General features: G+C 46.2%; 18 protein-coding genes. 7 read left to right on the forward strand and 11 right to left on the reverse strand.

Annotation, left to right across the window (positions count from 1 at the left end):
• A complete protein-coding gene (locus BKB51_RS05140) occupies positions 1–753 on the forward strand; it encodes a helix-turn-helix domain-containing protein (protein ID WP_085899987.1) in 753 nt (250 codons plus the stop codon).
• A 136-nt stretch (positions 754–889) separates the two neighbouring features.
• A complete protein-coding gene (gene yddG, locus BKB51_RS05145; RefSeq protein WP_085899988.1) occupies positions 890–1,816 on the forward strand; it encodes an aromatic amino acid exporter YddG in 927 nt (308 codons plus the stop codon).
• Between the two features lie 44 nt (positions 1,817–1,860).
• Here the strand turns inward: yddG and BKB51_RS05150 are convergent, their stop codons facing one another.
• Positions 1,861–2,661: an alpha/beta fold hydrolase gene (locus tag BKB51_RS05150; RefSeq protein ID WP_085899989.1), complete on the reverse strand. Its 801-nt coding sequence runs from the start codon at positions 2,659–2,661 to the stop codon at positions 1,861–1,863.
• A 356-nt stretch (positions 2,662–3,017) separates the two neighbouring features.
• Here BKB51_RS05150 and BKB51_RS05160 point away from each other — a divergent pair, with 356 nt between their 5' ends.
• Positions 3,018–3,905: a LysR substrate-binding domain-containing protein gene (locus tag BKB51_RS05160; RefSeq protein WP_085899991.1), complete on the forward strand. Its 888-nt coding sequence runs from the start codon at positions 3,018–3,020 to the stop codon at positions 3,903–3,905.
• Between the two features lie 43 nt (positions 3,906–3,948).
• Here BKB51_RS05160 and BKB51_RS05165 read toward each other — a convergent pair whose 3' ends face one another.
• Positions 3,949–5,766 carry an aminopeptidase P family protein gene (locus BKB51_RS05165; RefSeq protein WP_085899992.1) on the reverse strand — a complete coding sequence of 606 codons (1,818 nt, stop codon included), beginning with the start codon at positions 5,764–5,766 and terminating at the stop codon, positions 3,949–3,951.
• Between the two features lie 264 nt (positions 5,767–6,030).
• On the opposite strand from BKB51_RS05165, the gene BKB51_RS05170 reads away from it, so the two are divergent.
• Entirely contained in the window at positions 6,031–6,408 is a 378-nt protein-coding gene (locus tag BKB51_RS05170; protein WP_125911791.1) for a DUF1127 domain-containing protein, read from the forward strand.
• A gap of 150 nt (positions 6,409–6,558) precedes the next feature.
• Here the strand turns inward: BKB51_RS05170 and BKB51_RS05175 are convergent, their stop codons facing one another.
• Both BKB51_RS05175 and BKB51_RS05180 read right to left on the reverse strand, forming a co-directional pair.
• On the reverse strand, positions 6,559–7,437 hold the full coding sequence (locus tag BKB51_RS05175; protein ID WP_085899994.1) for a 50S ribosomal protein L11 methyltransferase: 879 nt from the start codon (positions 7,435–7,437) through the stop codon (positions 6,559–6,561).
• Positions 7,437–9,713 carry an ATP-dependent helicase gene (locus BKB51_RS05180; RefSeq protein WP_085900230.1) on the reverse strand — a complete coding sequence of 759 codons (2,277 nt, stop codon included), beginning with the start codon at positions 9,711–9,713 and terminating at the stop codon, positions 7,437–7,439. Before BKB51_RS05180 ends, BKB51_RS05175 begins: the two co-directional genes overlap by 1 nt.
• Positions 9,714–9,831: 118 nt before the next feature.
• Between BKB51_RS05180 and BKB51_RS05185 the strand changes: the two genes are divergently transcribed.
• Positions 9,832–10,965, forward strand: a complete 1,134-nt coding sequence (locus BKB51_RS05185) for a succinylglutamate desuccinylase/aspartoacylase family protein (protein ID WP_158090151.1) — start codon at positions 9,832–9,834, stop codon at positions 10,963–10,965.
• A gap of 107 nt (positions 10,966–11,072) precedes the next feature.
• Here the strand turns inward: BKB51_RS05185 and BKB51_RS05190 are convergent, their stop codons facing one another.
• From BKB51_RS05190 to BKB51_RS05200, 3 genes are all read right to left on the reverse strand, one after another.
• Positions 11,073–12,851 carry a chloride channel protein gene (locus tag BKB51_RS05190; RefSeq protein ID WP_085899996.1) on the reverse strand — a complete coding sequence of 593 codons (1,779 nt, stop codon included), beginning with the start codon at positions 12,849–12,851 and terminating at the stop codon, positions 11,073–11,075.
• A 264-nt stretch (positions 12,852–13,115) separates the two neighbouring features.
• Entirely contained in the window at positions 13,116–13,616 is a 501-nt protein-coding gene (locus tag BKB51_RS05195) for a pentapeptide repeat-containing protein (protein WP_085900231.1), read from the reverse strand.
• 89 nt (positions 13,617–13,705) lie between these two features.
• Positions 13,706–14,203, reverse strand: a complete 498-nt coding sequence (locus BKB51_RS05200; RefSeq protein WP_125911792.1) for a thioesterase family protein — start codon at positions 14,201–14,203, stop codon at positions 13,706–13,708.
• Positions 14,204–14,587: 384 nt separating this feature from the next.
• Between BKB51_RS05200 and BKB51_RS05205 the strand changes: the two genes are divergently transcribed.
• Together BKB51_RS05205 and BKB51_RS05210 are read left to right on the forward strand one after the other, a co-directional pair.
• Positions 14,588–15,481 carry an MlaA family lipoprotein gene (locus tag BKB51_RS05205; protein WP_085899998.1) on the forward strand — a complete coding sequence of 298 codons (894 nt, stop codon included), beginning with the start codon at positions 14,588–14,590 and terminating at the stop codon, positions 15,479–15,481.
• Positions 15,482–15,484: 3 nt separating this feature from the next.
• Positions 15,485–16,132, forward strand: coding sequence for an MlaC/ttg2D family ABC transporter substrate-binding protein (locus BKB51_RS05210; protein ID WP_085899999.1), 648 nt, complete (start codon positions 15,485–15,487; stop codon positions 16,130–16,132).
• A gap of 203 nt (positions 16,133–16,335) precedes the next feature.
• Here the strand turns inward: BKB51_RS05210 and ettA are convergent, their stop codons facing one another.
• The 4 genes from ettA to BKB51_RS05230 form a co-directional block, all read right to left on the reverse strand.
• Entirely contained in the window at positions 16,336–18,012 is a 1,677-nt protein-coding gene (gene ettA / locus BKB51_RS05215; RefSeq protein WP_085900000.1) for an energy-dependent translational throttle protein EttA, read from the reverse strand.
• A 126-nt stretch (positions 18,013–18,138) separates the two neighbouring features.
• Entirely contained in the window at positions 18,139–20,895 is a 2,757-nt protein-coding gene (locus tag BKB51_RS05220; protein ID WP_085900001.1) for a sensor histidine kinase, read from the reverse strand.
• Positions 20,885–21,223 (reverse strand): hypothetical protein, encoded by a 339-nt coding sequence (locus tag BKB51_RS05225; RefSeq protein ID WP_085900002.1) that lies wholly within the window; start codon positions 21,221–21,223, stop codon positions 20,885–20,887. The genes BKB51_RS05220 and BKB51_RS05225 overlap by 11 nt, the downstream gene beginning before the upstream one ends.
• Positions 21,224–21,284: 61 nt before the next feature.
• Complete coding sequence (locus BKB51_RS05230) at positions 21,285–21,668, reverse strand: response regulator (protein WP_085900003.1); 384 nt, start codon at positions 21,666–21,668, stop codon at positions 21,285–21,287.
• Positions 21,669–21,805 lie beyond the last annotated feature (137 nt).

The following is a 21,805-nucleotide window of genomic DNA, read 5'->3' on the forward strand; positions in this document are numbered from 1 at the left end:
ATGAAAACAAGTCGTCGAACCTATACAAGTGACTTTAAGAGTCATAGCCACAGAGCTTTTCACCAGCTGATTATTCCGCACAAAGGTGAATTGGAACTTGAGGCAGAACAATCTTCCGGTGTTGCCAGAATTGATCAAGTCGCCATTATAACGGCCAATGACACACATGCATTCAGGGGACTTCGCCCTAATAGTTTTACCGTCGTCGACTTTGATTTTGCTGATGCCAACTATATGCCCGAGCTCAATTCACTCTGGGACAGCGCCCACAACCAGATTCTGTTTCCGCTTGATGATGGCCTGCTAAACCTCAGCCAATTTACGGCTTCAGAATTCAAAGACCAGGCCATGACATCTATCGGAGAGCAAAGCATCAAGCTCTTCCTGCTAGCCCTTGCGGATAGAAATAACACTGAAGACAACAAGCTTCCAGAAAAGCTGCAAAAGGCCTTGAAGTTCATTAAACAAAACCATACGAGGAAGCTATCTTCAAAAGATATTGCCGAACAGGCTTGCCTGTCCGTGAGCCATCTACATGCGCTCTTCAGTAACTATTTAGGATATTCACCGCAAAAATTCCAAACCAACTTGAAGCTGGAACACGCCCGGCAGCTCGTTTTAAATTCAAGGCTTTCCCTGATCGAGATCGCACAAGATGTTGGCTATTCAGATCAAAGTAGCTTCAATCGGGCCTATCGCACTAGCTTTGGGACAACACCCGGCACTGACCGTAGGCTCCACAATAAAACCTGAAACAGAATTCCAAAAACAGAATCCCCAAAACAGAATCCTGGCAAAAAAAATCAGAACCAAAGACAAGACATCTGTTCCAAAACCTCTACATTCCAAGCCTTAGCTTTGCCCCATAACTTTGGAACTCTAAACAGAAATGACATCCTCACCAAGCCACAGCATACGAGCGACTATTATCGGCACTATTGCTATTCTTTTGTGGGCACTTTTGGCGCTTTTCACAACGTGGGCAAAAGGTATTCCTCCCTTCCAGCTCTTAGCCCTCACATTCTTTATTGCCTTTGTATCCGGGTTTATTGTTTTAAGTGCCAAAGGCAAAAAATCTTTTCAAAACTTAAAACAGAAGCCCATTGTCTGGATTGTCTCAGTTGGTGGCCTCTTTGGGTATCATTTGTTTTACTTCATTGCCCTGCATAATGCCCCCGCAGTTGAAGCAAGCCTGATTGCATACCTCTGGCCGCTCCTGATTGTTTTCTTCTCTGCATTGCTACCAGGCGAGAGACTTTACTGGTTTCATGTGGCAGGTACTCTTATCGGTCTGGCCGGCGCTGTCCTGATTGTCACCAAAGGACAGAGTTTATCTTGGAGTGCGGAGCATTATGTGGGTTACCTTGCCGCAATCGCCTGCGCGCTGACCTGGTCAAGCTACTCTGTCCTCAACAGAAAATTTAAAGACGTTCCAACAGATGCCGTTACCGGGTTTTGCGGGGCAACAGCTTTTCTAGGGTTTGTTTTCCACCTCGGCACAGAAACATGGGTAACACCCACAAGCATCCAGTCGTTAGCTATTCTAGCTCTTGGGCTTGGTCCTGTTGGCCTAGCTTTCTTTGTCTGGGATTACGGAACGAAGCACGGAGATATTCAAGTCCTTGGCGCTCTCTCTTATGGTGCGCCGCTTCTGAGTACCTTGTTACTTGTCGCTGTTGGCTTGGCACAGGCAAGCTGGACGCTTGCCATCGCTTGTTTGCTCATCGTCGGTGGCGCGTTCCTGGCCTCAGCAAAAATGCTAAAATCGAATTCTACTTTCCATGAGACCGAATCTCTTCCCGAAAAGGAGCTTTAGGCAAAAATAAGTAAACACCGTAATCTCATAACCAGACCCAACCTTTACAACATGGCAGCCACAATCGCTTCCGGTCGATCTTCCTGTACCAGATGCCCCGCATTTGGAACGATAGAAAGCCGACCATTGTTAAGGAATTTGGCCAGTTTCTTCCCATGAGACAATGGTATCCACTTATCTTCTTCACCCCAAATAATGTTAAGGGGGCACGCCATAGAAGCATATTGATCAGATATGTCATCCGTATATTTTTGATCCATTTGTGCAATTTGTCGGTAAAAGGCCGCTTTCCCCCGATTACCTTGCCAAGGCTGCATATAGAAAGATAAAGCTTCTTCATCCAACGGATGAAAAGCAGCACCCTGTATATAGGCCCGCAAGATCGCATCGTGAATATAATCCGGGTTCCCCACAAATGCTGTTTCATGGTTTCGCACATGCTGAACAAAAGGAGATCCCCAAGGAGCCAACGCCACAGGATCAACCAGTGTCATTTGTGCATAATTCAGCCCGTTTAGGTAATGAGCGCGTAGAGCTGTAGCACCACCAAAATCGTGAGCTAGAATAGCCGGTTTGACCAGTTGCCAATGATTAACTAGAGCGACCAGGAGTTCATTTTGAACACCCAGAGAAACATCTTGCCCCTCTCTTTTTTCAGATTGCCCATAGCCCAAAAGATCAAAATAATACACCCGCCATTTATGGGCCAACAAAGGAGCAATTCGACGCCAGACTTGCGATGAAAAAGGCGTACCATGAACAAGAACAAGTGGTTCGCCGCTACCTATCACGTCCCACGCCACAAATTGCCCTTTAAAATCAAACTGATGATCCAACGTCAACATAATGCGCTTCCCTTATATGGGGGTGGATACCCGAATTTAATCACCCCGAACTTAATGGCAAGGACACTCAGGAGAAACACTCAGGAACTTGAAAAAGCTTCCAGCTTTAAACTTCCAGTTCGCCTTTTTTTGTTCCCTCGGCTTCTCAACATTATGATTTATCGTTTTCTGTCCGAAGTTTCCGCGCCCCTCAAACACATCATGGCTCTCTAATCGCGTCGCTAAAATGTAAGTTTTTCCTAAAATATCTATCATTGATCCATTCCTTTCATGTAACTATTCTCATAAATATCAGGTAGAATGGGTTTAAATTCAAATTAGGAAAAATCTTAAAATGTTAGATTTTATTACATTTAATGCGTGACTTTCCCTCCCTTTCCAGCCTACGCGCCTTCGAAGCTGTCGTGAGACATCACAATCTAAGTCACGCAGCCAAAGAGCTGAATGTGACCCACGCTGCTGTTGCCCAACAAATCAAGCGGCTTGAAGAATGGTTTGGCATCACACTCACCCAACGTGAAGGCCGGGGTGTCGTACCGACAGAGTCCGGGTTTCGCCTCGGTGCCGAACTGGGAAAGAGCTTTGATATCATTGATGATGCGGTCAAGGATCTCAAAGACAGCACAACAGACCGCCCCTTGCGTATTACCATGACACCAACCTTCGTAAACTTCTGGCTCATGCCACGCTTGGGGGATTTTCGCAAACAGCACCCTGATGTTGAAATTCTACTGAATGCTAACAGTGATGTCGTCGATCTGCGCAGGGATGATTACGATCTTGCCATACGTTATGGTGCCGGCAATTGGCCAGGCTTTAGCGTTGAGCAGCTTATGCCCAGCTACACCAGCATCGTAGTATCGCCAGAACTTCTAAAAGATATTCGAATCAAAGAGCCTAAAGATCTTATGAAATTACCTTGGGTGTGTGATATTGATCATCGTCACTCAGAATGGCAGCTTTGGCTTCAACATCATAAAATTGATTTTCATGCGCATCATGCAAAAATTCATTTATCAGGATACTTAACCAAGGACGCTATTCGTGATGGACAGGGCGTCGGCGTCTTGCCTTCTAACTGGGTGCAGGAAGACATTAAAACTGGCCAACTCGTCGAGCTCTTCTCGCTGACAGGAGAAGAGCTCACTGGATACCACCTTGTCTATAAACAAGGTATCATTCCAGTACATCTAAAAAAATTCCTGACCTGGATACGCAGCCAAAACAAAGATAACGTGATGTAAATGCCCGCCCTCTTGCTTTCAAACAGAGAGCGGGCATACAAAATCAAATAGCCTGTGTCGCGGTTTCAAGCCATGCCGCATGATCTTGATCCAGCAAAGGCGTCAACTCTTTACGAACCCAGGCGTGATACTCATTCAGCCATTTAATCTCTGCCGCACTCATCAAAGACGGCTCAATCAAGCGCAGATCAATTGGACATAGCGTAACCGTTTCAAAATCATATAACGGTATATCCAAGCCAACCATCTGTCCCGCATCACGCACGATCATCAGGTTTTCGATACGGATGCCATATTCTCCAGCTTTGTAGTAACCGGGCTCATTCGACAGAAACATCCCGGGCTCCAAAGCTACAGGTGATGAAACTTTTGCAATTCGTTGCGGCCCTTCATGTACCCCAAGGAAGCAGCCGACACCGTGCCCGGTTCCATGGTCATAATCCAAACCAGCATCCCAAAGCGGACGTCTTGCAAGACTATCCAGCTGAATACCGTTCGTACCCTTCGGGAATTTTGCCGTAGACAGAGAAATATGCCCCATCAATACCCGGGTAAAACGATCCTTCATTTCCTCGTTCGGTGTACCAATAATAACCGTACGTGTGATATCAGTCGTACCATCCAGATACTGCCCCCCGGAATCGATCAAGAAGATCTCATCTTTGTTGAGCGGTAAAGAACTTTCATCACTCACTTTATAGTGACAAAGAGCACCATTGGGTCCAGCACCGGAAATGGTATCAAAAGAGATATCTTTATATAAAGGAACCTCTTCCCTGAATACTCTGAGTTTTTCAGCCGCTTCCATTTCAGTCACGGGATTATCTGTACCAGCCCGTGCCGTTGCGTTTTCTGTCACCCACTTGAGGAACCGTACCATAGCAGCACCATCGCGGACATGAGCAGCACGAATACCGTCCAGTTCTGATGTATTCTTTCTGGCCTTTGGAAGACTTACTGGGTCCAAATCCCGAACAAGCTGCGCACCATTTTCTTCCAAGAGGGACGTGATACGCTCGGGGCAGGTTGCTGGATCAACTAAAACTCTTTTGCCTTCACGCGCAAAAGTTTCAAGGCGCGCTTCCAATGTGCCCGGCTCAGCCACTTCAACCTGATTGTCCAATGCCGAGAGGGTTTCACTTGTCACTTTTTCTGAATCAACAAACCACTGCACGGCACCGTCGGCATGCACAACTGCAAAGGAAAGAACCAACGGTGTATGATCCACATCTTCGCCACGCACATTTAAAAGCCATGCAACAGAGTCCGGTAAACTCAAAACTGCGCAGTCCGCGTCTGATTTTGTAAGTAGTTTACCAATCTCTTCGCGTTTATCGCGTGAAGATTGCCCTGCATGCTTTAGATCGTATGGCATGGATTTAGTACAAGGCCTGGCAGGCTGGTCCAACCAAACCTTATCAAGCGGATTTTCCGAAAGAGGAACCAGAACACCCCCGGCTTTTTCAACCCCCTTGCGCAAGGCTTTGATTTGGTTTTCACTCTGCAACCAGGGATCATAGGCAATACGCATACCCGCGGAAACATTATCTTCCAACCATTGATGGGCAGGCTCTTCAACCAGATGCTGGTAGGCAAAAAGCTGTTCACTTACTTCTTGCCGCACCTGAATTGTATAACGCCCATCCACAAAAATAGCTGCCTTGTCCATAAGAACAGTCCCCAGCCCGGCAGATCCCGTAAAACCACTTAACCATGCCAACCTCTGGGCCTGTGGCGGAACGTATTCTCCTTGGTGTTCATCAGTCCTGGGAACGATGAAGCCGTCCACACCTTCTGATACCAGTTGGTCCCTCAATGCTTTTAGGCGTGCCGTATGATCAAGAATAGCCGTTTCAGGCATTTTTCAGTCCTTATACAATATACAATCCAGTTTTCAGCAGATTATCTGAGCAATCCACGCATAACAACACTTGCTTTTGCATAACACTAAATTATTTATTTTCAACACCTTAACCGGTACAAAACAAAATTATGCTCAAAATGCATAGCTGTGGTGCAGAATCACCGCTACCGAAAAAACTTTTATGAGCTAGATATAGTGCAACAACACAGCGGCAATAGAAAGACATAGTCGGCCGCATTAACTGATCTAGGAGAAATGATCATGAGAGAAGATAAATTCGTATTCGCGGCCAACGAAATTGCTAACCAGCCTGTATTCGTAACTGTGGCACCACACCGCTACACAAAAACATACCGCATCTATGCAGCTATTTCTGGCCTCGTTCAGAACTTCAAAAACTACATGGAACGTCGCGCAACTGTAAATCAGCTTTGGGACCTTAACGATCGTGAACTGAACGACATTGGCCTAAGCCGCGGTAACATCGAAGCAACTGTAAACAGCCTTTATGCTGAAGCAGCAGAAAAAGAAACCAAAACTTTTGAACCAGGCTTCTCTTTCCTTTCTTCTTCAGATTTTGTTTCTACAAAAGAAACCAAAGAAGCTGAAAACAACAGCAAGGCAGTACGCGCAGCATAACCCCCCTTTTGCTTGCAGCACTACTTGTTGAAACGCGCCGGAATCCCCGGCGCGTTTTTTGTTTGTCCAAAAGATATGCCTAACCAAGAAAGGCCCCTGTTGAATGAACAAGGGCCTTTCTTTTAGTTTGAAATAAATGTGATGAGGCTTTTACCGAGATAAAACCAATGTCGCCCACTCACCCAAGTGAAGTTCTCGGATAACTTTTAGCCCCACGGCTTCATGAGCTTTCACAACCTTATCCTGTTGCGTGATGAGCAACCCGGAAAGCACAGCGACACCGCCATTGACCAAGTTCTTTTCCAGTAAAGGCGCCATCTGGCAGAGCGGTTCAGCAAGAATGTTTGCCGCGATCAGATCATAGGGGCCACGCGCGGCAACTTCCGGGGCATTATAGCCATCCCCGCAAACACCTGTGATATCAGAAACATTATTCAGATCTGCATTTTCCAGTGCCACACGTACAGAATCAGCATCAATATCCACCCCGAGAACAGGACAGTTCCATAGGATTTTGATTCCCATAGATAGGATCCCGGACCCACATCCCATATCCAACGCATTAACGACTTTTTTGTCCTCGGCCAAATCTGTGAGCGCGATCAAACACCCCTTTGTCGTATCATGTTGCCCGGTACCAAACGCTACATTAGCCTCAATCAACAGAGGTACAGAACCTTCTGGTGGCTGCTCGGTTACATGTGATCCATGAACAAAAAACTTTCCGGCCACGATTGGCGGCAAAGCCTTTTGACTTTCAGCAACCCAATCAATTTCAGGAAGTTGTTCAATCGTAGTCGTTGGAACATCACCACCAACGATTTCAGCCGTACTGGCCAAAATGTTGTTAACCTGCTCATCAGATGGCTTGCCATCTACATATACTTTAACAGACACAACCCCAGATTCATTCGGGTTTGTTGTGACGATTGCGCCATCAAGTGGTTCCAGAGCAAGCTCATAGATAGGTAAGTTGACCTCTTTTATATCCAAAGCCACAACCCAAACTGCGGAGTTATCTTCTCTCATTACATACCTGCCTGTTCGGCGGGAACCACAAAGTTACTCAGAACTTTTTTGCTTCCGGCCTTATCAAAAGAAATTGTCAGACGTTCACCTTCAACCGAAGTTACTAACCCATAGCCGAATTTTTGATGGAAAACCCGTTCTCCACGACCAAAACCGCTTTTACTTTCAGAAACCTTTTGCGCTGCTTGTCGTACAAGTTGAGATTCACCGCCTGAATAGCTTCTGGCACGCTGCATTCCCGGGCTCGTCCGGTCATTATCTTGCCAGCCTCTGCCAGAGCCAAAACCACCATAAGATGGCTCTAACGGCGCAGAGTAAATGCCCCGATCACTTTCCCGCTCAATGTGTTCATGGGGAAGCTCATCGACAAATCGTGACGGGATTGCCGAAGCCCAGGAACCATGCATACGCCTGTTCGCTGCAAAGGAAATGATCGCGCGTTCTCTGGCACGGGTTAATCCCACATAAGCCAATCGACGCTCTTCTTCCAACCCTTTAAGACCTTGCTCATCCATGGCTCGTTGGTTCGGAAACAGTCCCTCTTCCCAACCGGGTAGAAAAACAGTTTCAAACTCAAGTCCCTTGGCACCATGCAAGGTCATGATAGAAACCATTTCCTGGTTCTGTTGGCTATTGGTATCCATCACAAGACTGACGTGTTCCAGAAAGTCAGGAAGGCTTTCGAATTCACCCAAAGCATTAACCAGTTCACGCAGGTTCTCAACACGTCCTTTGGCCTCAACGGACTTATCGTTCTGCCAGAATTCCAGATAGCCGCTTTCTTCCAGAATAAGGTCAGCCAATTCCGGATGCGGCAATTCATTCTTCTTATTTTGCCAACTTTCAACTAGTGCAACAAAACCTGCCATAGATTTACGAGCCGCAGGGCGTAACTCATCGGTTTCAACAATCACCTGCGCCGCCTTAAACAGCGATGTTTCATTCTGTCGCGCTAATTGGTGAACAACAGCCATAGCAGCTGGCCCTAGTCCTCTTTTAGGTTTAGCAATACAACGCTCAAAAGCCAGACTGTCATCAGCTGAATTCACGAGGCGCAGGTACGCCAGAGCATCGCGTATTTCCAGACGCTCGTAGAAGCGTGCGCCGCCGATCACCCTATAAGGAATGCCCAGCGTCAAGAAGCGTTCTTCAAATTCACGGGTCATCGCCCCCGTCCGAACGAGAACAGCAATCTGGTCCAGTGATTGACCTTGGCGTTGCAGACTTTCCGTTTCTTCACCGACAAAACGGGCTTCGGCTTCCCCATCCCAGAGTCCGCGAACACGCAGCATTTCACCTTCGTCATCATCCGTCCAAAGCGTCTTGCCTAAGCGTCCTTCGTTATGACTGATAACAGAAGAAGCCGCGGCAAGTATCCGTCCCGTAGAACGGTAGTTCCGCTCCAGACGAACCACCTTTGCACCGGGGAAATCTTTTTCAAAGCGAAGGATATTACCAACTTCTGCCCCGCGCCACCCGTAGATAGATTGATCATCATCCCCGACACAGCACACATTCTGATGCCCCTGCGCTAAAAGACGTAACCAAAGATACTGGGCCACGTTGGTGTCCTGATACTCATCGACCAAAATATAGTGAAAACGTCGATGGTAATCCGCCAACACATCCGGATAGGTCTGAAAAATCACGAGAGTATGCAACAACAAGTCACCAAAGTCACAGGCGTTCAGCTCTTTCATACGCTGTTGATAGCTCTGGTAAATTTTATGAATGCGCCCGCCAGCAAATTCTTTGGCTTCATTGGCAGAAACATGATCAGGTGTTTGCCCCCGATCCTTCCAACGCTGAATAACACCAAGAACAGATTTTGGCGGCCATTTCTTATCGTCGAGATTATTTTCTTTCAGAAGCTGCTTCACCAATCGCAGCTGATCATCCGTGTCAATAATCGCAAAATCACTTCCCAGGCCAACCTTCTCGGCATGAGCCCGTAACATACGAACCGCGATAGCATGGAAAGTCCCCAACCACCAACGCTCGACGGTCGGCTCGTTCAGAATCGAAGCAACACGCTCCTTCATCTCCTGCGCCGCTTTATTGGTAAAGGTCACAGCCAGAACCTGACCGGGGAAAGCTTTTCCTGTTGCCAGAATATGAGCAAGGCGCGTGGTAAGAACCCGCGTTTTCCCAGTTCCGGCCCCAGCCAGGACAAGAACAGGTCCATCCGTAGTCTGAACGGCATCCATCTGCGATTCATTAAGACCAGTAAGATAGGGCGGTAGCCCTTCGTTTTGCATTTGCGATTCGTCTATCATGATTGGTTTATAGCGCAGCTTCTCGACAAGCTCATCCACTTTTACCTCTTGACCTAAAGATCAAACAACTCTTTATGTTATGCAAAACTCTGGATCACAAGAATATACAGGAAAAAACATGGCCCGTATTACAGAGCGCCACGCGCTACTTTCTGAAACACCAAGTACACAACGGGTCGTCACCATGCATCGCTACGGTGCAGATACAAATGGCAAAGTTGCTTATGTTCAAGCCTGCCTACACGCCGACGAAACCCCGGCTATGGCTTGCACACATCATCTTCTGCAACGCTTGGAAGAAGCGGACCAACAAGGATTATTAAAAGGTGAAATTGTCATCGTTCCCTTTGCCAACCCGATCGGACTGGATCAGTTTGAAGACGATATTCTCATTGGGCGCGTTCACCGTGGTGGTGATGGTAATTTTAACCGCGGTTGGTACGACCTGACAGCAATGGTCCAAGATCGTCTTGCAAACAAACTCGGCAAAGATGAAGACGATAATGTAAAGTTGATCCGCTCAACGATGCAGGACGTTCTAAACGAAGTTACACCAACAAGTGAATTTGACAGCCTCCGCAAGATATTAGCGAAAGAAGCAGCCCGAGCGGATTACGTCTTCGATCTTCATTGTGATGACGAATCCCTCCCCTATCTTTATATCTCTGACCTCAACTGGCCCGATTGTCAGGATTTTGCCGCTGACTTTGGCGCAACAGCCGTCATGATGGCCGAAAATTCCGGCGGCGGCAGCTTCGACGAAGTATATACCCGCCCCTGGGCCGAGCTTTCACGCCTGTTCCCCGATGCAGCAATTCCGCAGGCAACCATGTCAATGACTGTTGAACACCGGGGACGCCCGGATGTGTCAGACGAAATCGGAGCAAAAGATGCTGATGCACTCTATAACTTCTTCATCCGTCGCGGCCTAATCGAAGGCGATGCAGGGCCATTACCTGCTCCACTGTGTGAAGCAACGGGTACAGACGCTTGTGAAATAATTCCCTCGCCGGGCGCAGGCTTTGTTACCTATTGTAGGGAGTTGGGTGACATCGTGAAGAAAGGCGATCAGATCGCAACCTTGATTGATCCCGCAGCAGAAGATCCAACCCAATCCCGCACACCGATCTATGCTGGAACCGATGGTATTTTCTTCACTCGCCGCCAGCACAAAGCTGTAAAGCCTGGCCTTGTTATTGGTAAAGTCGCTGGCAAAGAACCGCTAAAGGCAGGATACCTTCTCGAAGACTAACCTCTTCAGAAAGCCTCACGAAATAATAAGGGCTGAGAACGATATCGTTCTCAGCCCTTATACATATTAAATACAGCTTTGTACTTAGTCATCCCTTACAGAAGCAATCACATGTCACCGCGTTCTTCAGCCCGGGCTTGCTCCATTGCTTTTTTATAGGCAAGTGCCACGTCATGTTCATGAAGAACACCTTTGAGAATACCTTCTTCATCAATCACCGGGATATAAACTTCCCCACTTGCACCATGCGCCTGAAGCGCCTGCTCGATATTAGAATCTTCTTCCAATTGAACAGCTTTGGTTCGCGCAATATCCAATGCGGTTAAGGCAACACCCTTTTCCTCTTGCAGATCTAGTCCATCAGCCAATTCGATAAAGGTAATAGAGCCTTTAAGCCGTTCATCTTCATCAATAACAAAGACCTGCCCCAGTCGGTTTTTTCTGATTTCTTCCCTGACGTGGCTTAAATCTGCAGAGGTATCAACAGTCGAGACTTCGCAATGCACCATATGCGATATTGTAATAGACCGCATCAAACTTGCCTCACGCCCACCCCGGATTTCAACGCCACGTCTTTCAAGTTGCCACATAAAAAAAGAGCGCCCATGAACCTGTTGCGTGATCACACTCGATAGAGATGTCGCGATCATCACCGCAATAGTTAAAGCATAGTCATTTGTTAGCTCAAAAATCATAAGGATGGTTGAGACCGGCGCCCCGAGAACCGCACCCGCAACGGCCCCCATACCAATGACGGTATAAGCTCCGGTGCCTGAAGAGAGTTCCGGAAAAAGACTGGTCGCAATGATTCCATAGGCACCACCCACCATTGCCCCTAGAAAAATCGAAGGTGAAAACACACCACCCGAAAACCCTGACCCCAGAGAAATAGCCGTTGCAATCGTCTTAACCACAATCAAAGCCAGTAACAACCACAGAGGATAAAGTTCTGACAAGGCTGCGTCAGTTGCTTCATAACCAACACCAAGAACCTGAGGGAAAACAAGAGCCATGACACCCAAGGCCAAGCCCCCGATCATAGGCTTTCCCCAAAAAGGAATATTCAACTTCTTGAAAGTATCTTCAGCAAAGATCACCGACCACATAAAGGCAATCGCCGCCAAGGCAGAAATAATCCCCAAAAGAGCAAAAGCCGGAAATTCCCAGAATGATGACAATGACATTGCTTTAGGCAAGATAAAGGCTGGAAAATCACCATAATAAATCCGGCTGATAATCGTACCCACAACCGAAGCAATAACAATAGGCGCAAAAGCAGAAAGCGCGTAGTGACCAACAACAACTTCAAGTGCAAAAAAGACACCCGCTATCGGAGCGTTAAAAGAGGTCGCAATCGCTGCGGCGACACCACACCCCAGAAGTGTTCGGAAGAGTGAATAGCCAAGGTGTAGCCTTTTAGAAAGCCAGGCACCAATTGATGCCCCAAGATGAACAACAGGCCCTTCACGTCCGACCGATGCCCCCACACCGATAGAGAAAGCTGAAGCAATTGCAGCCCTAACGCCAATTTTCAAAGACATCCGTCCGCCCTTGAGCGCGGTTGCTTCGATAACATGTGGCACACCTTGCGGCTTACCATCGGGTAAGAAATACCGAATAAATAACCCTACGATTCCCCCACCAATAACGGGAACAAGAACAATGTGCCACCAGGGTAATCCCGCAATACCAACGGATATTTTTTCACCTTGAAACCCATAAAAAAACATCTGAACAAGATCAATAAAATGACGGAACGCCATAGCGGCAAGACCCGCAGCAGCACCAATAATCACCGCTAAAGACGATAATATCACCTGTTCATTTTGTATGAATTGCCTGATCTGTTGCAGTGGCGACAAGCGGGCACCCTTATCTTCAGACATACCGCCCCCGGTCCATAACGTCGCTAAAGGGAACATTTGAGCATAAACTGTCTTTACAGAATACCCGGTTATCCGCCCCTAGAGGTAAATCAGAAATGCAAGTTGAATTAAGCAGGACCGCCATCCGCAGCTATCGTATTTAATTGTTCTAATAACCGTTATAACGCTATGGAAATTATAGTTCCACCAGAACAATGTATTTTTTTATAAAATTACCGAGAGCAGTACTTTAAAGTTACGGGAAAATTTTACTGCCGATTTAGACTACATACAGCGCCCGATCGACCCTTCTGCACAAATTCGTTTACCATCGATCCACGTTGCACCCGACAAATCTGCTTTCGTCAAATCCGCTCCTTCGATTTGTGCTTTAGTGAGATCAGCTCCTCTAAGTATCGTCTTGAAAAGACGTGCACGCTTTAAATTTGCCCTTGTAAAATCAGCACCCTGTAGATCTGCTTTGGTAAAATCCGCTTCTGGTAAAGAAGCCTTTGTGAAATTGGCCTCTACCAATGAAGCGCTGACAAACTTGGTCCTAAAGGCAGAGACGTTTTTTAGATCAGCCCGGTTTAGTGATCCTCGCAGGAAACTGGTATCTCTTAATCGAGCGCCAGAAAGCTCAACATCATCCAGATTCAGTCCGTCCATATTACATCGCTGCCAGTTCACATCAGCTCCGGCCGGGTCTGTACAAGCCGCCACAACAGCAGAAGATGATTGAAAATAAAAAAAAGCGACAATCGCAAAACAAAGACTTTTATTCATAATCTTAATGTTAGAAATCAAACTCTTAACTTCAAGTAAATTTACGCTCACTTGTTTTGCTTTCGACAATTTCATTCTGATTAAATGGGTCAGCTATCGGTATTCCAGGACATTATTGATCGCCCAACGTTAACAGGCAAGGGCAAGCCTTCTTGGCCTTCATATATATCTTTTAAATTATCAATCAGTGCATTTGGCATTTCACATGAAATACGTCTCTTCAAATCGACATGAAGAGATATCCATTCGGACGTCGCAGCTAAATAATTTTCATCAATATTGTAAAGCGAATGATGGTAGCTCATCTTTTTACGATCATACCCAAGTAATTTGGTTTCTACTCTCATATTAGAGCCCAGATGGAGTTCCTTCATATAGTTCACATGATTTTCAACGACAAAGGTCGAACAGTTCGTCTGCTGGCGATAATTTTCGGTAACACCAAAAAATTCGAGAAAAGCATCGGTAGCATCACAAAAAACGTGCATATAATAAGCAACGTTCATATGCCCGTTATAATCGAGCCATTCTGACGGAACACACCCTTCAAAACTGACTAAAGGCATTACCTCATTCGGGTGAATCACGACACTATTTCCTTTAACAAAAAACAATAAAACAACACAAACACCACGAATCCGGCGGAAAATTACAGAAGAAAAAAGATTAAAATAACATTACGCTAAGGAAGATTCGCAGGAACATATTCGTTAAAATTTAAAACAAATCAAGCGAGCGTGATGCAAAAATACAACAGTATATTTCTTCCACCCTATTTAATGACTCTTATGACTGGTTTTGCAATCAAGCTTGTGATAATCAACCATACTAAGATTTAGTCTCTTTAAAAATTAAGTAGAGTTATGTTTTAAAGAGCATTTAAGTATTTTGTTTTGTTCACGTTCGTTTGTGTTGCAATATTTATTATATTGCCAGCAAATATCAGGGGGGTCTCTGGGTGAGCAAGTGTTATGACCGTAGAAACAAATGATAGGCGAAATGTCGTGGGGTTAGGTATTTTGTCCGAGATTAATTCTCGACTGATAAAACGTTTGGTTGCTTTTACTGCCGTTGCTATTTTTGTGACAGGCTGTGCAAGTAAGCCGAACTCAACACTGCAGGATGAAGCCAATGCAAGCACTGATGACCAGTGGGCGCAGACTGAAGGCTCAACCGCAGTTGACGAAGGTGATAACGATCCAATTGAGACCGTTAACCGCTTTATTTTTGCGTTTAACGATGCAGCAGACACAATTATTTTCCGTCCTGTTGCAGAAGGATATCGTTTCCTGGTTCCTTCTCCAATTCGGGATTCTGTTCGTAATTTCATCAGAAATACTTACACACCCGTCATTCTTGCCAACGACTTGCTTCAAGGCGATATCGAAAAGGCCGAGAATACGTTTGCTCGATTCCTCATCAACACAATTGCAGGTGCTGGTGGTTTGGCTGATGTCGCGAGCCAAACAGGTCTAGAATACCACTCAGAAGATTTTGGACAGACAATGGGAACATGGGGCGTACCAGAAGGTCCTTACCTCGTACTTCCAATCTTGGGTCCATCAAACGTCCGTGATGGTGTTGGCCTGATTGGCGATGCTCTTCTTGATCCGTTGACCTATGTTGCTAAAACAGAAGTTTTGATTGGACGCAAAGTAACCGATGGTATCGACAAAAGATCACGTAACATCGAAACTGTTGATGAACTAAAACGTGATTCTGTCGATTTCTATGCGCGGGTTCGTTCGCTTTATCATCAAAAGCGTGTAAACGAAATTAATGATGGTGAAGCAGAACCAACATTGGCACCTGGACTAACAGACATCTTCCCGGAAGATGATGACCAAGTGTCTTATGCGGAATAAATCATGAAGCGGTTTACGAGCTTTATAAAAAACATTGCAGCTCTCCTTGCGGGGGCTGCTTTCTGTTTAGCTGCCTTTAATGGGCCAGCAAATGCAGATGATGATGCAGGACAATATCTCAAGGCCCTGCAAAAAAAGGCAATCACTCAACTATCAAATGAAGACGTTTCAGAAGAAGAGCGTGAAAAGCAATTCCGCGCACTCCTTAATAAAAATTTTGATGTTGAAGGAATAGCGCGCTTTGTAATCGGAAAATACTGGCGAAAAGCCGAGGACGATCATCGCAAGGAATTCATTGTTATCTTTGAAGACGTCATGGTTCAACGCTTTCTTCCGACCTTCTCTCAGTACGCAGGTTCAGATTTCAGAGTTACGAAAGTTGTTCCCAAAAAATCTTTCTTCATCGTTTTTAGTACCGTAAAAGCAGAAAACGGCGAACCCGCACAAATTCTTTGGCGGGTTGAGAAGAAAGACGGCTCATCAGACTATATCATTACAGACATCGCTGCAGAAGGTATCAGTCTGCGATCCACCTATCGCTCTGACTACACATCTGCACTAAAAAGCCTGGGTGGAGATCTCTCCGAACTCAATACCAAGCTTCGCGAAAAAATACAGTCTGGTGATTTTGCGCCTAAAGAAAATAGCTAAGAGTATAAGAGAGAAACAAAGCATTCTCTTAGAGTTAAGAAGCCTCGGATTTATAAAACCGGGGCTTTTTTTATGGGCGCATGTCATGCCCGCAAGACTTATAGATGAAATCTACAAAAAAGATAAAATCCCAAAATTAAAAGCGCTGAAACAATCTATGCTTCAGCGCTTTTACAAACTATCCGGACTTAATACGAACGGTATTATCGTTTAAGTGGCTTGTATTTAATACGGTGTGGCTGGTCAGCTTCAGCACCAAGACGACGCTTACGATCTACTTCGTAATCTTCATAGTTCCCTTCGAACCAAACAACCTGACTATCCCCTTCGAAGGCAAGGATATGCGTAGCAATGCGATCAAGGAACCAGCGATCGTGCGACGTCACCAGAACACAGCCACTATATTCAAGGATTGATTCTTCCAAAGAACGCAGTGTATCTACATCCAGATCGTTTGTTGGCTCATCGAGAAGAATAACGTTCGCGCTCTTACGTAGCATCTTGGCAAGATGCACCCGATTTCGCTCACCACCAGAAAGTTGACCAACCTTCTTCTGTTGATCACCGCCTTTAAAGTTGAACGCACCGACATAAGAACGAGACTGATAAGTGTGCTTGCCAATTTCGATTACATCGAGGCCATCTGAAATTTCTTCCCACACGTTCTTATCTGCAGAAAGCGCATCACGACTTTGATCTACATACCCAATTTCAACAGTCTCACCAACATTCAACGAACCTTCATTTGGCTGTTCTTGTCCGGTGATCATTCTGAACAGGGTCGTTTTACCAGCACCATTGGGACCAATAATACCAACGATAGCACCTTTAGGAATTTTGAAATTCAAGTCTTCAATAAGAAGCTTGTCACCAAAAGCCTTTGAAAGATTATTGGCCTCAATCACAAGATCACCCAACCGGGGGGCCGGAGGAATCACGATACGACCAGGATCTGGTGCACGAGAGCTTTCTTCTTGTACGAGATTTTCATAAGCTTGCAGACGCGCTTTGGATTTAGTCTGACGCGCTTTCGCGCCCTGACGCACCCATTGCAGCTCATCTTTCAGGAATTTCTGCTTCGAGCTTTCCTGCTTTTCTTCAATAGAAAGACGCTTCTGCTTTTGCTCAAGCCAGCTAGAGTAATTTCCTTCGTAAGGAATACCTTCACCACGATCTAGCTCTAAGATCCAGCCAGCAACATTATCAAGGAAGTATCTATCGTGCGTTACGCAGACAACAGTTCCTTTATAATCTTCAAGAAAGCGTTCCAGCCATGATACTGATTCAGCATCCAGATGGTTAGTCGGCTCATCGAGAAGAAGCATATCAGGACTGGACAAAAGCAACTGACATAAAGCAACACGACGACGCTCACCACCAGATAACTTTGTCACATCAGCATCACCCGGTGGACAACGCAACGCATCCATAGCGATCTCGACCTGACGATCAAGATCCCAAGCATCTAGTGCATCGATCTTTTCTTGTAACTCACCCTGCTGTGCGATCAAATCGTCCATTTCATCTGGATCGACCTCGGCAAATTTCGCACTCAAAGCTTCAAAATTTTCAAGTAGTGCTTTTGTCTCTGCAACGCCCTCAAAAACATTTCCCGCAACATCCTTCTCCGGATCGAGCTGAGGTTCCTGAGGTAAGTACCCAACCTTCACACCATCGGCAGCACGCGCTTCGCCATTGATTTCGTTATCAAGGCCCGCCATAACTTTCATCAAGGTAGATTTACCTGAACCGTTCAAGCCCAGAACACCAATTTTGGCGCCCGGGAGAAAGTTCAAATGAATGTTTTTTAGAACCTGTTTTCCACCGGGGAAAGTTTTAGAAACCCCATCCATTTGGTAGATATACTGATATGATGCCATTCGGCGCTCCAATTAATGGTCTGTTGTATATGTGCAAGCTATCTTGCGTTGATGCGGTTTTACCCTATTGAACAGCCGGAAGCAATCACCGCTCGCCAAGATTGTCCAGATACCAATCCGATGTTTTCACTCACCAGCTTTCGCAACTATCTGCTTGGCCTGTAGAGGCAAAAAAACACCAAAAACAGATCCTCTACTACCTGTTTGAACCAGCTCTAACCGTCCGCCAAAATGTTCAACAATCTGACGAGAAATACTCAACCCCAAGCCTGTCCCGTGTGGTTTATCTGCTAAGCCTTCACGAGATTGGTGGAATTTTTCAAAGATATGTTCACGCGCTTGCCAAGGCACTCCCCGTCCATTATCCGCAACAGTAATCGCCACTTCCTCGCCCTGTAGAAAAACTGATACCTTGACCCATCCACGGCTTTCATCACAAAATTTAATGGCATTGGATAACAAGTTCACAAAAACCTGCATCAACCTATCCCGATCCCCCCTGATCACAGGCAGGTCAGACGCGAAATCGACATCAAGGGCAATTTCTTTCTCACTCAGAATTGCAGACATCGTATCCATCGAATTCTCAACAACTTGCGGAATGTCCAGATCCTCAAGTATCCATTCCATTTGACCCGCTTCAATTTTTGCCAGATCGAGAACCTGATTAATCAGTCGCGTCAAACGAACACTCTCTTTGACAATGATCTCAAGAAACCGACTTTTTTCCTCTTCTTCGAGGTCGGGGTGATCACTTAAAATTTCACTGAAAGATCGGATAGAAGTCAGCGGCGTTCTAAGCTCATGACTCACCGTCGATAAAAACTCGTCTTTCAGACGATCAAGTTCCTGCAAGCGTTCATTCGCAGCTCGCAATTGCGCCGTTGTACTTTCCAACTCTTTGGATTTCTGCTCCAAGCTCTGGCTGTATTCAATAACTTGAGACGTCTCATCAAGAATTGTCATCACTTCTTCAAGACGCACGACCTCCCCCTTGACCACTGAAGAAATCATCACACGAGCAGACGCCGCGCCAATAGCGCCGGACAGAAGACGTTCTGTCACATGAACCAGATCAGCATCAGCCGTGATAACACGCCTGCGCTCCAAGCCTCGATCTCTGAAATAACCGCTGAAAGCCCTGTCAGCTCTGGCGCGCCCTAAAAAGCGAACAAGAAGATTAAACAAATCTTCGACAGAGGCAGAACCTTGCCATATCTGAGAACGCGCCCCCTGATCAGCATAGCGATAAACATCCACAAATAACGCCCCCTGAACACGCTCAATCGCCGAGTGTCGTGTATAGAGAGATACAAAAACGTAGGCTCCAGCGTTAAAGACTGTTGTCCAGAAAAGCGCATGCGTTAAGTGATCAAGTCCCTGCAAACCAAACAGCTCATATGGTCTCAGCAACTCAACACCCAAAGGACCGGCGGCGATAAAAGTAATCGGCAACAAACCAGACTTCGCAAAAGCGGGCAACAGAAGCGTATAGGCCCAAACAACAAAGCCGAGGGAAAGACCAACTAACGCCCCTTTGCGGTTTCCGCCTTTCCAGAACATCCCCCCAATCATTGCTGGTGCGAACTGGAAAACCGCCGCAAAAGAGATAAGACCAATGGTGACAAGGGCATCGCTTTCCCCCAGAAAACGAAAGTAGGCATACCCAAACAGGAGAATGAGTATAATACTGCTACGTCGCACAAAAAGCAGGACGCCTGTAAAGTCACTTTTTTCCCTCAGACCTAACCAGTTCCATCGCAAGAGCACCGGCATCACCAAGTCATTGCAAACCATAGTGCTCAAGGCGATCGTAGCGACAATAACCATCGATGTCGCAGCTGAAAGCCCACCTAAAAACACAAGAAGAGCAAGCATCTCTTGTTCGTGCGCCATAGGAAGAGTGAGAATGAAAGTATCTGCATTTACATCCCCCCGCGGAAATTGAAGCATCCCCCCCAAAGCAATTGGTAAAACAAAAATATTAATCGCCAGAAGGTAAAGCGGGAACAGCCAGACACCTTTTCGAAGCTCGGGCTCATTAACGTTCTCAACAGCAATAACCTGAAATTGTCGCGGCAAACACACTGCCGCAACCATAGACAAAGTCGTCAAGGTTACCCACGTTGTATAAGCTCCTTCTTTTTCAAAGGTCATCAATTGCACAAGTTCGGGCACACGTGACGCTTGCTGAAAAAGGTCACCGAAACCATCATACAACCCAAAGGTTACAAAAATCCCCACAGCCAAAAAGGCAAGAAGCTTCACAACGGATTCAAAGGCGATGGCCACCACAACGCCATCGTGATGCTCACTGTTATCAATATGCCGTGTCCCAAAGAGGATCGCAAAAATAGCAAGAACCAAAGCGACCCAGAAGGCCGTATCCGCAACCGTGGCAATCGGAGGTGAATTAAGGGGCGCAATGACTTCCGGATATTGCTTTAAAACATTGAAGCTGGTGGCAACGGCCTTAAGCTGGAGGGATATATAAGGCACAATTCCCACAACCGCGATTACAGTTACCAAGGCACTCAAAGGCGTACTTTTCCCATAGCGCGAAGATATAAAGTCAGCAATTGACGTTATGCGGTGGGCTTTTGTAATACGGATAATCTTTTTAACGACCAGCCACCACAGGACAAAAACAAGGGTTGGCCCCAAGTAGATGGGCAGAAAATCCAAACCGCTGGAGGCCGCGCGCCCTACAGAACCGTAGAATGTCCAGGATGTACAATACACCCCCAGTGAGAGCGCATAGATATAGGGGTGCGACGTTATTCCTGCACCACGCTCTGCACGCTTATCTGCGAAATAGGCGATCGCAAAAAGAACCAGAAGGTAGCCAATAGAAGAAAGTATGATGATCCAATCAACCAGCATGATCATCATCCTTGAGTGAAAGATTTTTGCTCTGATCCGTCGGTGCTTCTTTATCAGAAGAAAGCCCAGCATCCGATACCAAAGTATCAATCACTGTCGGCGCATTGGGATCAAGCGCATTCGTTGCATCATCAGCATCTTTCGAGGCTGACCAGGCAACAGCAGCAATAATCCCTCCCCACGCAGCAAAAAGATATAGGAACAATGGCGGAAGCCCCCACACAAGCTTTTCATCACTAAAAATAGACAGAAAAAGGGGGCTGAAAAGCAGTAAGGCCAATAGAAACAGCGCAATACTGCGATCACCCTTATCACCGGGACGGCTCACTCACACTCCTTCCGGGGGAATAGCGAACTCATGAACTTGACTGCCATTAATTTTGAAAAACCTATGCCAGTTTCTCTTCAACACCCAAATGCTGTTTGACCAACCTAACAACATCTTTTGTTGAAAAAGGCTTTGTCACAAAATCATCGGCACCGAGTTCCATCCCCTTCAATCGATCAACATCACGTCCTTTTGCCGTCAACAAAATAACGCGCATTTCTTTCCATGCGTCATTTGCACGTACATACTTCAAGACTTCAAAACCGTCTCTTCTTGGCAGCATGATATCAAGCAATATCAGATCAGGCGGACGACTTTCCACCATTCGCAAGGCTGCATCACCATCACGTGCAATAAAGACATCAAAGCCAGCCTTCTTCATCAGAAAGCTTAATGAGTCGACAATATGAGGCTCGTCCTCGACCACGAGAACCGTCTGAGGCATTTTCTGCCTTTCTCCGCTATCCGGTTATCTCTTTTAAATTCCCTGTTGGCCTAACATTACAGTGTAGGTCCATGTTTTGCCAAGCGGTGTTTTGCCAAGTTGTGTTTTCAGGCCTTCACACCGCCCGTCATACTACA

The organism is Kiloniella majae, assembly GCF_002118315.1.
In the GTDB taxonomy this organism is placed as follows: domain Bacteria; phylum Pseudomonadota; class Alphaproteobacteria; order Kiloniellales; family Kiloniellaceae; genus Kiloniella; species Kiloniella majae.